Source organism: Shewanella sp. MTB7, from assembly GCF_027571385.1.
GTDB lineage: Bacteria > Pseudomonadota > Gammaproteobacteria > Enterobacterales > Shewanellaceae > Shewanella.
The window spans coordinates 1366045-1381602 of the sequence record NZ_CP085636.1 but is presented as its reverse complement, the minus strand read 5'-3'; the positions used below and the strand labels follow the sequence as shown (position 1 = coordinate 1381602).

General features: G+C 42.4%; 14 protein-coding genes and 1 pseudogene. 7 read left to right on the top strand and 8 right to left on the bottom strand.

Annotation, left to right across the window (positions count from 1 at the left end; genetic code table 11):
- The first annotated feature begins 66 nt into the window (after positions 1–66).
- From HWQ47_RS05705 to HWQ47_RS05695, 3 genes are read left to right on the top strand one after another with little or no spacing between them, the layout of a single operon-like run.
- The gene (locus HWQ47_RS05705; protein WP_269970213.1) at positions 67–579 is read left to right on the top strand and encodes a TRAP transporter small permease subunit; all 513 of its coding nucleotides are present in this window, start codon (positions 67–69) and stop codon (positions 577–579) included.
- Positions 579–1874: a TRAP transporter large permease gene (locus HWQ47_RS05700; RefSeq protein WP_269970212.1), complete on the top strand. Its 1296-nt coding sequence runs from the start codon at positions 579–581 to the stop codon at positions 1872–1874. The genes HWQ47_RS05705 and HWQ47_RS05700 overlap by 1 nt, the downstream gene beginning before the upstream one ends.
- Before the next feature lie 35 nt (positions 1875–1909).
- Complete coding sequence (locus tag HWQ47_RS05695) at positions 1910–2944, top strand: DcaP family trimeric outer membrane transporter (protein WP_269970211.1); 1035 nt, start codon at positions 1910–1912, stop codon at positions 2942–2944.
- Positions 2945–3049: 105 nt separating this feature from the next.
- On the opposite strand, the gene HWQ47_RS05690 is transcribed toward HWQ47_RS05695, so the two are convergent.
- Positions 3050–3571, bottom strand: coding sequence for an NADPH-dependent FMN reductase (locus tag HWQ47_RS05690; protein ID WP_269970210.1), 522 nt, complete (start codon positions 3569–3571; stop codon positions 3050–3052).
- A gap of 190 nt (positions 3572–3761) precedes the next feature.
- Entirely contained in the window at positions 3762–4985 is a 1224-nt protein-coding gene (locus HWQ47_RS05685) for a Bcr/CflA family efflux MFS transporter (RefSeq protein ID WP_269970209.1), read from the bottom strand.
- A 154-nt stretch (positions 4986–5139) separates the two neighbouring features.
- Here HWQ47_RS05685 and HWQ47_RS05680 point away from each other — a divergent pair.
- A pseudogene (locus tag HWQ47_RS05680) lies at positions 5140–6042 on the top strand (LysR family transcriptional regulator).
- Positions 6043–6195: 153 nt separating this feature from the next.
- Here the strand turns inward: HWQ47_RS05680 and HWQ47_RS05675 are convergent.
- The 3 genes from HWQ47_RS05675 to HWQ47_RS05665 all read right to left on the bottom strand — a co-directional run bounded on the left by HWQ47_RS05675 (position 6196) and on the right by HWQ47_RS05665 (position 8034).
- A complete protein-coding gene (locus HWQ47_RS05675) occupies positions 6196–6423 on the bottom strand; it encodes a cytochrome c3 family protein (protein WP_269970208.1) in 228 nt (75 codons plus the stop codon).
- A gap of 243 nt (positions 6424–6666) precedes the next feature.
- The gene (locus tag HWQ47_RS05670; RefSeq protein WP_269970207.1) at positions 6667–7449 is read right to left on the bottom strand and encodes a CLCA_X family protein; all 783 of its coding nucleotides are present in this window, start codon (positions 7447–7449) and stop codon (positions 6667–6669) included.
- A 39-nt stretch (positions 7450–7488) separates the two neighbouring features.
- The gene (locus HWQ47_RS05665; protein WP_269970206.1) at positions 7489–8034 is read right to left on the bottom strand and encodes a dihydrofolate reductase family protein; all 546 of its coding nucleotides are present in this window, start codon (positions 8032–8034) and stop codon (positions 7489–7491) included.
- Positions 8035–8193: 159 nt separating this feature from the next.
- Between HWQ47_RS05665 and pyrC the strand changes: the two genes are divergently transcribed.
- Positions 8194–9231, top strand: a complete 1038-nt coding sequence (gene pyrC / locus HWQ47_RS05660; protein WP_269970205.1) for a dihydroorotase — start codon at positions 8194–8196, stop codon at positions 9229–9231.
- A 148-nt stretch (positions 9232–9379) separates the two neighbouring features.
- Complete coding sequence (locus tag HWQ47_RS05655) at positions 9380–10252, top strand: class II glutamine amidotransferase (RefSeq protein WP_269970204.1); 873 nt, start codon at positions 9380–9382, stop codon at positions 10250–10252.
- A 91-nt stretch (positions 10253–10343) separates the two neighbouring features.
- On the opposite strand, the gene HWQ47_RS05650 is transcribed toward HWQ47_RS05655, so the two are convergent.
- The 3 genes from HWQ47_RS05650 to HWQ47_RS05640 form a co-directional block, all read right to left on the bottom strand.
- A complete protein-coding gene (locus tag HWQ47_RS05650; protein WP_269970203.1) occupies positions 10344–12338 on the bottom strand; it encodes a flavohemoglobin expression-modulating QEGLA motif protein in 1995 nt (664 codons plus the stop codon).
- Positions 12322–13359, bottom strand: a complete 1038-nt coding sequence (gene gshB, locus HWQ47_RS05645) for a glutathione synthase (protein WP_269970202.1) — start codon at positions 13357–13359, stop codon at positions 12322–12324. The genes HWQ47_RS05650 and gshB overlap by 17 nt, the downstream gene beginning before the upstream one ends.
- A 321-nt stretch (positions 13360–13680) precedes the next feature.
- Positions 13681–13839 (bottom strand): hypothetical protein, encoded by a 159-nt coding sequence (locus tag HWQ47_RS05640; protein ID WP_269970201.1) that lies wholly within the window; start codon positions 13837–13839, stop codon positions 13681–13683.
- Between HWQ47_RS05640 and HWQ47_RS05635 the strand changes: the two genes are divergently transcribed.
- Positions 13838–15520, top strand: a complete 1683-nt coding sequence (locus HWQ47_RS05635) for an RluA family pseudouridine synthase (protein WP_269970200.1) — start codon at positions 13838–13840, stop codon at positions 15518–15520. The genes HWQ47_RS05640 and HWQ47_RS05635 overlap by 2 nt on opposite strands.
- The last annotated feature ends 38 nt before the right edge of the window (positions 15521–15558 follow it).

The following is a 15558-nucleotide window of genomic DNA, read 5'->3' as shown; positions in this document are numbered from 1 at the left end:
TGAATATGCTCAAGTAAATTCGGTATCAAGGTCGACTCTAACGTCAAAAAATAGAAGAAAAGTTGCATGAAAAAACTACACACCCTACTCGGTAAGCTACTCGACTATCTTGGCTATCTCTGCGCGATATTGATGATCTTGATGTTATTTAATGTCTTCTACGATGTCGTGATGCGTTACCTGTTCAACAACGTCTCAATTGCGATGCAAGAACTTGAATGGCACCTATTTTCAGCCATGTTCATGTTCGGTATCGGCTATACGCTCAAAGAGGATGCACATGTAAGAGTTGACGTCTTTTACGATGCCTTGAGCCGCAAAACTCAGGCAATCATTAACACGGTCGGCATACTTATCACCGTCTTCCCCTTTAGTCTGTTGATCATCTATTTTGGCTTAGCATTTGCGAATGATGCCTACCTATTAGGAGAAAAAAGTCCCGATCCAGGAGGACTCCGTTATTTCTGGATAATTAAGTCTGTCATCCCCCTCTCTTTTTTCTTTGTGATCACCGCTGGAATATATCGCCTTATGGGTGAGATATCTGTGCTGCTCGGCTCACCATTGGAGGCGAAATAATGACAGGTTTAGCCCTCTTTCTTATCGCGATGATCGCCATATTCTTTGGTTTCCCTATCGCCTTTACCTTCGCTGGCGTGTCTGTAGCAGTGGGCATCATGGTGCTCGGCGTCGATTTATTCGCATTTATGCCATATCGAATCATGAGCACAATGCAAAATACCATTCTGATGGCCGTCCCTCTGTTTATCTTTATGGGGATCGTGTTACAGAAAACTGATTTAGCCGAAGACTTGCTTGAATCCATGGGCAAACTCTTTGGTGGGCTCAAGGGCGGATTGGCCATCTCAACCATCATTGTCGGGCTCTTTTTGGCAGCATCAACAGGTGTAGTTGGTGCAAGCGTTGTAGCTATGGGCGTGATATCCCTGCCGGTGATGCTCAAGCACAAATATGATCCTAAATTAGCCACTGGCATTATTTGCGCTGCTGGCACCTTGGGCCAAATAGTCCCGCCTTCCATTATTCTAATTATTCTAGGTGATGTGATGGGATTGCCCGTTGGCGATCTGTTTACCGCCGCACTTCTGCCCTCATTTATACTGGTTGTCGCCTACCTGATTTACATCATAGTCATCGTTAACCTAAGGCCCAATATTGCACCACCAATTAAAACTGAGATAGATGAACCTCGCTTAACCATGGTATTGAGCTCACTTAAACTCATCATCCCACCACTATTTTTAATCGTTGCTGTTTTAGGCTCTATCTACACAGGACTCGCAACCCCGACAGAGTCTTCAGCCCTAGGCGGAATGGGCTCCCTGCTGTTGGCTATTATTTACGGCAAATTCAAGTTCAAATTACTTTTCGACAGTGCACTTGAAACCGTCAAAGTCTCCTCTATGGTGTTTGCCGTTCTCATCGGTGCGACCGCATTTTCAATGGTGTTTAGTTACAGCGGAGGGGAGACGATTGTAGAGGAGTTCTTTGTCTCTTTGCCTAATGCTCAGTGGACGTTTGTACTTATCGCGATGCTGACCATTTTCATCTTAGGCTTTTTCATCGATTTCATCGAAATCGCTTTCATTATCGTGCCCATTTTGACGCCAATTGCGCTGTCATTAGGGCTCAATATGAACTGGCTGGCGATTCTCATCGCCATGAATCTGCAAACCTCATTCTTAACCCCGCCCTTTGGCTTCAGTCTGTTTTATCTCAAAGGCGTCGCACCACCACAAATTAAAACCTTAGATATTTACAAAGGTGTACTGCCATTTATCGCCATTCAGATGCTTATTTTGGGGCTGCTGGTTTGCTTCCCAGCACTATTTGGCCTGAGTCGATTGAATTAAAAACATGCAACAAAAACTAAAATAAGGAGAAAGATATGAAAATTTCGATACTCACCCTCATCACATTAGGCCTGTTTAGTACCTCCAGTTATGGCGCGTTCGAGTTTGATCTCGGCGATGGTAACAAGCTTAAATTTGGCGGTTACATTAAAGCTGATGTACGTCATGTTTCTGGTGACGTGCCCTATCGTCCTTTTTGGATCGCGACAGGAAGCACTGGCGAAGATGCATCGCAAACCAACTTCAACATGCGTGAATCCAGATTCAATGCTACATACACCCATGGCAAAGTCAGCGGATTTGTAGAAATGGATTTCTATGGCTCAGATGGCAGCGAAGCCGTCGTCAATAATTACGATCCTCGATTACGCCACGCCTTTATCAAATATGAAAATTGGCTAATAGGTCAAACATGGTCAACGTTTATGCCCCTCACCGCGATCCCTGAAACCTTGGATTTTGGTGGTCCTCATATTGGTGAGGCGTTTATCCGTCAAACCCAGATCCGTTACACCTATGGGGGATTTCAATTTGCATTGGAAAATCCAGAAACAACTGGGGCTGACAACAAGAACGATTCAATACCCGATATTGTGGGTCGATACATACATAAAGCCAATTGGGGAGAGATAGGCGCTGCAGCGTTAGTTCGTCAACTAGACAGTGACGGCATAGATAAAACCACCGCTGCTTTTAACCTTTACGGTAAGTTTTTAATCGGTGACAAAGATGATTTCCGCTTTCAAGTTAACCTTGGAACATCTGGGCGATATGTCGCGCCGGGGCTCACCACTGACATCACCCCCGATGGAGATACTTCCGCAGCAGAGGAGACCACGGCCTATTATGCCGCCTACCGTCATTTCTGGAGTGAGAATTACCGCAGCACACTCTTTTATGGCCATGCTGAAACTGATATCCAAAATAAAGAGAGACAGATGTGGGGCATCAATCTGATCAAACAGATCACCCCACAACTTTGGGCTGGAGTCGAAGTAGGCAACTATGAGGTCACCGATGCAGATGCCGATTCAACTTACCTGCAATTCTCAGTCAAATACGCACTGTAAACATTAAAAATCCATCCAAGGCCCCCCAACCTTGCTTTTAACATGAGATTCTATGTTACCGCTTAGTAAGATCCTAAGCGGTTTTTTCATGTTAATAAGTCAGTGTTAAAGCTTGTTAACTGCCTCAGTCAAAGCCTGCTTTAACTCTTCATTGCGCAATGCGCCCGACTCCATATCGAAATTATCGAAGAAGCTTGGGATCGACAAACTCGCTTTCACATCAGCAGCAAAATAGGGGGCAGAACCAGTCGCGGCCATTAACACCGTATTGGCGCCACCAGGACCTGGAGAGGTAGCAAGCAATACCACAGGTTTACCTTGAAACACTTTCTGGTCGATACGTGAGGTCCAATCAAACAGATTCTTGTAAGCGGCAGTGTATGAACCATTATGCTCAGCAAACGAGATAATGATGCCATCAGCTTCACCCAATTTTGCAAAGAACTTTTGTGCAAGTTCAGGTTGGCCTAACTCATCTTCTCTGTCTTGACTAAAAAGAGGCATCTCATAATCATGAATGTCTAGAATTTCAACATCGGCACCGTTGACTAAAGATGCGGCATAAGTAACAAGTTGCTTATTGATCGATTTAGAACTGTTGGTTGCTGCAAAGGCTAATACTTTCATAATACTTATCTCTTCAATTTTAATATCTATTTTTAGGAACCGCTATAAGCCGATTTTTAACAAGCGTCCAGAGTGGATTTTACACTAAGCCACTAGGGCTGTTTGTTACTCATTTCCGTGACTAACTGCATTTGTTTACTGCATTGAGTTACGAGAGGCTCACGTTAGTGTCGAAAATTCAAATTCCTCGCTATGAGCGGGTATACAGGTAAGTGCTACACATGGCTGCACTTGCACAAGCTAATCCCATAAAGGACAGCAATACCGCAGGAGACTGTGCATGTGACAAGCTAATCGCCCCACTAAATGCAGCCCCTAAGGCGAATTGGCATAGACCAAACACCCCTGAAATTGCACCACCTTGGGTCGGGAAAAATGACATAGCTGCAGCAATCGCATTCGCCGATATCATCCCAAGCAAGATATTAAACATAAAAACACTGATAACAATCGCGGTTAGCGGAGCCTGCATATTTGCCAGCACAAAGAACAAGAAACTTAATGGCCCTAAAAGTAAACCAGCGATAATCGCTTTTTTATTTGGACTTATGTTAGCCAACACCTTAGCACTTAACAGACTACCAAATATCATAGCCAGCGCATTTAGCCCTAACAAATAACTGTAGTTTTCAGGACTAATCCTAAAGAAATCAATATAGACAAAGGCAGATCCTGCCACGAAAGAAAACAGTGCCGCAAAACCAAAACCGCCAAGAAAGATAAAACCAATGGGCAATGGCTGTTTAAATATTGCAATAAAGTCAGCAAGTGAAGCACCTCTATCCACTTTATCTACAGCTTCATTGACCATGTTGTGACTATCAACATCATGGTTATCAATCGGATGATTCACAACCTCAAGCTTTTCACTGTGGGTAAACAAACTCAACACAAAGGCAAGGATACCAATACCAGCGAGTACATAAAAGATCTCCTCCCAACGACCATTCTTAAGTATTTGACCACCGATCATAGGTGCAATAAGTGGTGCGATCACCACTGAAGCCATCACATAAGTGATCACATGCGAACCTTTTTGGACATCGAACTTCTGTTGGATCATAGCAAAACACACCACAGAGCTTGCACCACCAATAGCTTGAAAAATGCGAGCAAGATAGAGCCCCTCTATTGTTTCAACAAGCGGTACAGCCATACTCGATAAGGTAAAAATAACCAAGCCTGACAGGAGTAAATTTAACTTATGAAACCTGTCTGCCAGCATACCAAACACAGGTTGGGCTAATGCAAAGGCAAGTAAAAAAACCGCCACTGACATCTCCATATCATTGATAGAAACAGACATCGCTTTTGCCATGGATGGCAAAGCTGGCAGATACATATCAATGGCTAAGGGGGATAGGCCAAATAGCATCGCAGTGACTAAGATGTAGAGTTTTATATTGTGTTGCATGGCATCTCCTTAATGCCATTTTGCTTAGTAGAACCCGAAAGTTCCAACATAGCCTCAGACACGAATCACACTTACTTGTTACACAGATTGGCGATAAGTGTATATTAATGGTTATTTTTAATTAATAACCTTAATTGATAAAGACTATTTCCATATGACTATGAATAAGCTTTTTGATGGTGTCATGGTATTCACTCAAGTGGTGAAGACAGGTGGCTTCTCGGCAGCAGCTGAATTGATGTGACATTCAACGTCCTATGTCAGTAAAGAGGTAAATAAACTTGAAGAGAGACTTGGTGTCCGTTTGCTCAATCGCACCACTCGCTCAATAGGCCTGACACCTGAAGGCAAGGTCTACTATCAAGAGTGCCAACAATTAGTTGCCGATGCAGAGCAAGCGATGAACATGTTAACCGAGCACGAAATTGCGCCTAAAGGCACCCTCAGACTGAGCACACCTGTCGGCTTTGGTAATAACTACTTACAGCCCATCTTATCTGAATATATGCGACGTTATCCCAATGTGTCCTTAGATCTGGATCTCAATGACCGTAAAGTTGATGTGGTCGCTGAAGGTTACGATCTTGCCATACGCGCTTCACTGCAACTTGAAGAATCGAGTCTTATTTGCCACAAAATCTTTAGCTGCAAAGGCTATATTGTTGCCACCCCAGATTACCTCTCTAAGTACGGTCGTCCTCATCACCCACAAGAGCTAAGCCGCCACAATTGCTTTTGCTACAGCAACCATAAATCACCAAATAAGTGGCAATTTACTGATAAAGAAGGCAAACCTTATAGCGTAGATGTGAGACAGAAACTAACCTGTAATAGCGCCGAAATGGAACTGGCATTAGTCTTAGATGATTTGGGAATTTGCAGATTACCCATGTTTTACATGGAAGAGGAGATAAAGTCAGGCAAATTAGAGATCTTGTTTAAGGACCTTCCAGCCCCAGAAATTGATGTATTCGTGGTCTACCCCAGTCGTAAACACCTATCGCCTAAAGTGAGAACGTTCATCGATCTGACCGTTGACTACCTTGCCAACAGATGAGGTGCAGTAATCTGAAATACTCCATCCATGGCTCGCGGCATAAGTGTTCTGACCTCCAAGGACGGAGGAAATGCCGATAAATGTCTGGAACATTTATGGCCAGACACAAAAAAGCGAGCCATTTGGCTCGCTTTTTTGTCACTGACGAATAAATTACATTCCGTGACAGTCTACACACTCAGACATCTTCAATGACTCTTCATGTAGATCCATATCAACTTCGTGTGCATCTGCAAAACCGTGACAATCGTTACACGTGCCCAATGTCGCTTCAGCTTCAACGTGTACTGTCTGGTCAATCGTTTCATGACATTCTGTACAATCTACTGCAGCAACTGAACCAGAAAAGATAAGAGCAGCAAGCAGAGTTAGGTATTTCATCGTTATTCCTCAAAGATAAGGGTCGAAAACCCAGGCTAGGTGAAATTTTGGTACCTAATTAAAGGTAGTTCCCCCTAGCGTTATGGCAGCATAGAAAAGTATTATCATTACTCTGCTCCCCGTATTAATATTAGTTTTAGCTATAATACTTAATTGAATATTAATAAAAACCAGAGATATTAATACTTGCCAAGCAGATCATCTATCATAGTTCAAAGCTGTGATCCTCATCAATATAACCCGCTATTTTTCGTGCCCTAGTGCTACCCCTAAAGGTTCAAAATAAGCGATAAGCGCAGTAAAAATACGTTGACGATGTTCAAGTGTTGGATACCCTCCCGCTTTAGCTAACGAAGAGCTCAAGGTCTCATTGACTAAATAGGGATTATTGATGTCTAGATAGAATTCGATGCAAGCTTCAAAAGCTCTCGCCATTAACTCGGTAGGTTTAGCAAAATACTGCCCACCATACTTTTTATCTAACGCCACAGCTCGGCTAACAAACTCATTAGCATCGGTGCCATCATTGGTAAGCAAGGCCGTAGCAAGCAGTTGCTCCAAGCGTTGATTTAAGGGATGCTTTATTGGCGCAGTATCAGCCAACCAACAACTGCTGGCAAAGGAGATCCCAACAGGTGAAGTGTAATATGCTTTTGAGGAGATATAATGATCAAAGGCATGCCAAAACTCATGGGCCAAGGCACCGGCTCCTGCATTTTTAGCCAAGGCCAACTCTCGATGTGCTGGTGTATAGTGCGCTTGGACGCCTTTTTGACCGCCAGTACCAAAGGCCAGATTTAAGGTCTGCCTTAGCCCTAAAGCATGGGGAGGAAGCTTAAGGATAAAAGCAAGATCGGCCAACGAATCAAAGATGAGGTTAGCAGCCTTATCTCTCTCATCCTTTTCAACCCAACGACCAAGTCGAATATGGTTTAAACCAAAGGTTTTTTTTATATCGCTAAAGCTAATCTGTTCACCGAAGCGATAATCAGGGCCGACTCTTGGATATTCTTTATGTTTTAACACAGGGTTCTTCTTACTTTATTTACAGTTTATTCTGCAAGATTAGTTGCTCTCAACACGTGTTCTAAGGTAATAAATCTTAACTAGGCAATCTAACAGTTTTTCACTCTTCACGTATGTAAACCTTAAAGGCTCAACTAACGCCCCAAATAGTGGCGTTCCACCACCTAATAACACTGGAATAGTCGTAATAATCATTTCATCAATCAGGTCCGCGTTAAGGAAGTTCTGAATTGTTTTTCCGCCATCAATGTACAGATGCCGGTATCCCAACTTATGAATACTTGCAACGACCTCTTCAATAGAACCTTTGACTAAAAACACCCTATCTTCATAACCTGCTGGGACTTGAGTTAAGCTATTACTCAGCACAAAAACTGGTTTACTATAGGGCCAGTCGCATCCAAAACTAAGTACCATATCAAAGGTGTTTCGTCCCATGACTAGGGCATCAATTCGATTCATTAAATCACCAAAGCCCATATCAGAACCCTCGGGATTTGGAATTTCATGTAACCAATCCACACCGCCATTTCTATCGGCAATGTATCCATCTAAACTTGTTGCGATATAAACGATATTGCTCATAAGATTGACCTTAACATATTCAAAAAACTAGCAACTCATTAGTTCCCCCGCGATTATAGCAAATGCGCAAACTCAGCTATCAAGAAAAGTCTATTTCTGGCATAATATCGCGCAGAAAATAACTAGTTATGGCTTGTCCCGAACGCATAGGAACTATAGATGACGCAGATCACCCTACTTACTCCCGATGATTGGCACCTTCACTTTCGTGATGGTGCCATGTTACAAGAGACCGTTCCGGCAACAGCCCGATTATTTCAACGCGCCATTGTAATGCCAAACCTGCTCCCTCCAGTCACCGATGCAAAGTTGGCAATGGCTTACCGTGAGCGCATTCTGGCTGCACGTCCACAAGGTTCTAACTTCGAGCCTTTGATGACGATTTTTTTAACCAATGACACCAGCAAGCAAGACATCATTGATGCTAAAGCTGCTGGTGTTGTTGCTGCAAAACTCTACCCTGCAGGTGCAACCACCAACTCAGATGCTGCGGTAAAAGCCCTTGATGCGCTTTTCCCTGTATTTGAGACGATGGCAGAACTGGGCATGTTATTGCTGGTACACGGTGAAGTAACCGAGTCACACATCGATATTTTCGACCGTGAAGCCCTGTTTATCGAGCGAAACTTGGCACGCCTCGTCGATGCCTTCCCAACCCTAAAAATAGTGTTTGAACATATCACCACTAAAGAAGCGGCTGATTTCGTTATGTCAGCGTCAAATAATGTTGCAGCGACGATCACACCTCAACATCTATTGCTTAACCGTAACGATCTGTTAGTCGGTGGTGTTCGCCCCCACAACTTCTGTCTACCTGTACTAAAACGCAGCACTCACCAAGAAGCACTACGCGCAGCTGTCGCAACGGGATCGAGCAAGTTCTTCTTAGGAACAGATTCAGCACCTCACGAGAAACATCGCAAAGAATCTGCTTGTGGCTGTGCGGGTTGTTACAGCGCCTGGAGTGCGCTAGAACTTTACGCTCAGGTTTTTGATGATTTAGGCGTGATTGACAAGCTCGAAGGTTTTGCCAGTACTCATGGTCCTGACTTTTATGGCCTACCGAGAAACACTAGCACTGTGACCTTGGTAAAAGAGAGCTGGACAGTACCAAGCGAGATCATCTTGCCAAACGGCAACCCAATCGTACCTTTCTTCGCTGGCGAAGAGGTTAACTGGAAAGTGAAATCGAACTGATAACAACTCAACTTGTCCTAATCGCTTAAAAACCTGCAAATTGCAGGTTTTTAAGTATCTACGACCAAACTTTATCATTATTAACTTTATTAATGTAGATATTAAGCCTTTAATAAAGATCATACTAAAATGTTCGAGATAAGTTTAAATGTGTCGTTTTTTAACCTACCGTGGCCCGGCAACGGTCATGTCACCGCTGATTTTTCAAGCTGAAAATTCACTCGTAAGTCAAAGCAAGTTTTCTCAAAAAAGAAAAATCCCCATTAATGCCGATGGTTTTGGCCTAGGTTGGTATCCAATTCAAGACGATCCAATACCCGCAACCTTTGTTAACGTCGATCCAGCATGGAGTAATCGAAATCTTAAAATGATCGGCGATAAGGTGCAAACCCATCACTACTTTGCCCATGTCCGAGATGCCTCCGTAGGCATGCCAGTAAGCCAAGCTAACTGCCACCCCTTTCAGTGCATGCATTATTTATGGATGCATAACGGACGTTTAGACCTATTTGATTCTTTTAGACGTACTCTGCTCAACAGCTTATCAGATCGCGCCTTTAGCTTAATTAAGGGGAATACCGATTCTGAATATGCTTTTGCTCTGTTTATGGATCAACTCAAATTTAATCCAAAGGCAAGTTTAATCCAGTTAGAGGTGGCGATGGTCGCAACCATAGAAAAAATAATGCAAATACGTAAACTGTGTGGCGCGAATACCAATGCCTTTATCAACTTTGCAGTGACCGATGGTGTGAATACCATTGTGACTCGATTCGCTACGTTAGAAAGTGCTCAACCCGCCTCATTATTCTACGGTACTGGCTCTCTATCATGTATTGAAGGTGTGGTCAGAATCACCCCAACTGATGACAAAAGTAAAATGTGCATGATTGTGTGTTCAGAGCCGTTAACTGACGATATTAATATATGGAAGAAGGTAGAGCGTAATCATTTAGTCTCTGTGACCCATGACCACAAAATCACTCAAAAACCAATTCCACTTCCTTATCAAACTATTTAATCTTGTCTGTGAAACCTAGATTTTTCTCATAAAAAAGCCTTTTAGTTAAACACTAAAAGGCTTTTTATTAACTCAATTTACACCCATAATATTAACGAATTGCCGACACTAGGTAATCGATAATCGATTGAGGTTGCTGCTGTTTAAGCTGTAAATCAAATAGAGATACAGGTTTATTCAATAGATTTCGTTCAACCATCTCATTGATCGTCGGTAGATCTAATAACCCTGTTTTACCCACAAGTAAATTATCAAGTGGCATGGCTTTGCTTAAGTTAACGATATCTCTAAAGCCTTTTAAATATAAGTAGTCTTTAGTAAACCCACCGCCACGATACACTCGAGTCGTTAAGGTAAACGCCTCATCGTTGCTGACACCGTATTGCTGAACTAGTGTCTGATAGGTATTGATAAACTCTCTTTGCTGCAGCATCAAATTAACCGCAATGACCCTAAGTGCTAAGGTTTTCAAACGACTTAGCGTCAGATTACCCGAACAGTATTCACTGTAAATGGCTAAGCCTTCTTGGGCTTGAGTATTACCCATTAAGCCTAAGGAGAACACTTTCAGATCTTGACCCTTAGCATTCACAGTCGTCAGCATATGCACACCTAGCTCATGATATGCAAAAGCCACTAATTCCTTGGATGTAAACACCGCATCCTTATTGATCAGTAAGCAGCCTTTATCATTGTCGACCATGGCCTTAGCAACAATTTTAGATGACTGTTCGATCTTACAATCAAACCCCCATTCGCTGGCTTTTATACGGAAATAATCAACCGCATAGTCAGCAGAATGTCGCTCAGTTTCCTCTTCACCTTCAATCATAGGGGCGCGAAGAATAAACTCAGCATTAGCCAAGTCGTTCTTATCGGGCTCACCATAATATTTCAATGAATTGTAAACAAAATTATCACTACCAATCGAAGAGATAAGCTCTATTTTAGTAGCCAAATTATCGATGACGTGGCGATATAGTTGCTGAATATCGGCATCCATCACACGTCCAACAGGCAGTTTATACAGCTGCTCCCTAAATTGATAAGGGTTAATATTTAACTGTTTATAATTAAACTCAGGCGCGACAAGTCCTTTTTTACTCAAGAACTTCTTACGCTCACTACCAATATTTATTGGGTTAATAAATTTAAGGGTCTCAACACTCCGACAAAGTGTGTACAACTGCTTATCCAAGCTGAGTATTTCAGGCGCCAATGAAGAGGAGAGCAGATCCACGTTTCTCACTTTTTTACGCTTACCAAAGCGGCGCATAAAGTGAGCAGCGGTTTCTGAAATGGCGTGCTTAACGCCCGCCTTTAGTTCTTCAAGAACAAGTGGATACACCTCACCTTTGCTCTCATCCATGAACACTTTCTTAACTTCAACGGGTAACACTAACGTATTGTCAAAGTGAGCGTTGATGTGAGCAATCAGATAACCACGTCCCTGAAAAACCTCATCCGTGGCCGCCCTAACCGCTAAATTAGGTAGCGTTATCTTATTCAACTCACATTCGAAATGCTGGCAAATTGAGCCCCAACGCTCAACATCGATCTGACCAGAACCGATATTAAACGTCGGCGTGTCCTTTTCAATCCTTTGATGATTGTATGAGTGCAGATCGAAAATGATGCTGTTATTAAACATCATCTCTAATCGCGTAATAATGGCCTCTAACACATTATAAAATGACTCATGCTTAGCATGGCTAAACGCCCTTTGCTTAGGCGATAAAGGCTTATGCCAAACTTGCTTATTCCATGCCGTTTTATAATACGTCGACAAGGTTTTTGCTCGATTGAGGTCATATTCAAAGCGTGAGTCATTACCGATCAACACGATTGGAAATGAAGAGATCAACTCATCAGTGTAAGGATCTTCTTCATAAAATCGTTCATCTTTGGTCAGCAAGAACGCTTTTTTGAGATCATCTCTTAATCTGTGGCCGTTATGAATCGCGGTACAGACCATGGGAGAATACTCGTCGATCTTAACGATAAATGCACCGCCATCGATTTCAGCTTGAAAGCACTCGCCCTTCTTAATGAGCTCAATACATTCATTCTCAGATAACGTGAGCATCTTCAATCGCCTTTCTGAATTCAGTCTTACGCTGGCTTAGTACTTCTTTGGCGTTAACAACACTTTCAACGAAGTCGATAACCTTCTTCTGCAATTTGACGTTATTCAACTTGTTGATACGCATAATCCCACCAGGGCTCTGCACGTTAACTTCAATCAACTTTTCACTGATAACATCAATACCAACAAAAAACAGTCCATCTCGAACCAGCTTAGGACCGATATGTTTACACAGCTCTTTCTCTTTTTTAGTTAATACGTGCTTAACCACAGTGCCGCCAGCATGAATGTTTGAGCGCACTTCATTTTGTGCTGGAATACGCTTCATTGCACCAATAGGCTCGCCATTTAGCATTAGAATACGCACATCACCAGCATCAGCGCCCTCTACATATTCTTGTAAAATAACGTAGTTGCCGCCCTTACCGCTATTGATGTAGAACTCAAGTAAAGAGTGGAAACTCTTTTGAGCGTGCTTTTCAACTAAGATAACACCCTGACCACCATAACCATCGAGTGGCTTCATGATCATCTTGTCAGTTTTAGACTCTCTCAATACTTCTTCTAAATACTCTGGTGTTTTAGACACATGAGTCACTGGAATAAATGCGTTAGTCGGATCGTCAAATGATGCGGTATACAGCTTATTATTGGCAATACGTAAACCGTCAATATCGTTCATGATGAACACTTCATCACGAACTGAATCTAAAAAGTTAAGCGCGATTGGATTCAAAGGCGGATTCGCACGCATGATAATGGTATCGAAACCTGCTAACGGTAAACGTGCCTTTTTAAATATAGCCTTCTTATAGAAAGAGACGATGTTATTCGGCACTACGTCATCTTTGCTAAATATTTGACAAAAAGCACTCGCCTCAGAATCTCTCATGGTTAAGTTATGTGGCGTCGTAAGGGCGACCGTGTGGCCTCGAGCTACACACTCATGGATCATTCTTAAGGTTGAGTCTGTTTCAGGCTCAACATCGCTCCATGGGTACATCAAAAATAAAATATTCATTCAAAATTCCTTAGATAAAGAATGCTCTAACGATCTTTGCCACATAAAGGCTTAGTGAGTAATAGAGGATTCGAAGTACATAACACAATGATTGATATCTCACAGTAAGAGACTAAAACAACCAAGTTTACATTCGGTTTAGCTAGCACAGAGCTAGATAAGGTCGCGTAATTTACACCAAAACATAAACTTAGAATACTTATAAATTAATGCACAAATAGATAACAAGTTTATTTTAGTAACCAACTGTATTTTAAACAAAAAAACATTAAACAAATGTACAACAAACATTAATTTTTGGATAACTAAAATAAAACACAACTAAATAGCAGCACCTGACTCTGTCAACCCCCCTTTCATCCAACAGAGTTCATTGAAATTGAACTCTGTTGGATGAAAGGGTAAAATCCCACGATATTCATCCCACTTACTGCCATATAGCTTAACGCTGTTTAGGCTAAACACGATAGATAATACCATGCATTCCCCTGAAACTTGTTTTACCCATTTTAAAGCTTCTATCGACGATCTGGCTTTACCTAAACATTTTACCTTTCCTTTTTATTATGAGCCTCATCCGCTATGTTTAGCTGCGGTAAAAGAGCTACAAGCACACCTGCAAACTCAAACTCAATGGCAGCATAATTTCGGTCATGCAGGCAATGAAGAGTCCGCTATCGGTAAGATGTTCGGGGTGTTAGTTGTCCAAAATAGTCAAGGGGAGATTGGCTATTTAGCTGCCTTTTCAGGAAAAGTTGCCGACAAGAACGTGTTGCCTAATTTCGTGCCGCCAGTATTTGATATGCTCACTCAAGACAGTTTTTTCCTCGCTGGGCAGAAAAAGATAAACGGCATAACAGAACAAATTAATCAGCTAAAAGCAAACCCACAAATTGCCGATTTTCAAACAAGGTTGTCCAAGGAACGCCATACAGCAGAGATTCAAATCGAGGCTCAAAGGCAGAGCATTATAGAGGCAAGAAAGACTCGGAAAGCACGCAGAACATCAGCGATAACTGAACTTAATCAAGCTCAATTGATTGAGCTACAGTCTGATCTGAGTAAAGAGAGTGTGCGTGATAAAAACCAGTTGAAAGCATTGACTCTTTATTGGAATGAACGAATACAATCGGGAGAACAACAAGTAAACCTGTTAACCGATGTAATTGAAAAACTTCAACAAAAACGTAAGGCATCATCTGCAGCGCTACAGAAAAAATTATTTGAAAATTATCAGTTCCTAAATATAAAAGGCGAACACAGAGACCTAGGCAGTATTTTCAAAGAAACCGTACACCAAACTCCACCAGCTGGTTCAGGTGAATGCGCCGCACCTAAGTTATTACATTACGCCTTCAAGTGGGACATGAAACCTCTGGCTCTGGCCGAATTTTGGTGGGGAAGTTCACCTAAATCAGAGATTAGGCAGCATAAGAATTTTTATGCTGCCTGTCAGGGAAAGTGCAAGCCGATTTTAGGTCATATGCTGGACGGCATGACGCTGGATGAAAACCCACTACTCACCAACCCAGCCATAGGCAAAACCATCGACATCATCTACCAAGACGATGCAATGGCGATAATCAACAAACCTCCTGAGTTTCTGTCGGTACCGGGTAAAAACATTCAAGACTCAGTCTACTCGCGCATGAAGCAACACTTCCCTGACGCTACTGGCCCGCTTATTGTTCATCGACTCGATATGTCGACATCGGGTTTGATGGTGATAGCGCTAACCAAAGAAGCCAATAAAAGTCTGCAGGCACAGTTTATCGCCCGTACAGTGAAGAAACGTTATGTCGCACTATTAACGGGTTTACTCGAAGAGAATGAAGGAATAATCAACTTACCCATGCGCGGCGATTTCGACGACAGACCCAGACAATTAGTCTGTTTCGAACATGGCAAAACAGCCGAAACTACGTGGCAGGTGATTGAGCGTAAACATGGTAAAACTAAGGTTCACTTATCTCCTAAAACAGGGCGTACTCACCAGCTTAGGGTTCATAGTGCTCACGCTCAGGGATTAAATATGTCCATAGTGGGTGACGATCTTTACGGAACAAAAGCTGACAGATTGCACCTACACGCCGAACTTTTGGAGCTCAATCACCCCAGTAGCAAACAGTTTATGAGTTTCTGCGTCGAAGCTGAGTTCTAATGCTTATCTCTAATAACTATAAGATAGGAACTTGTTCC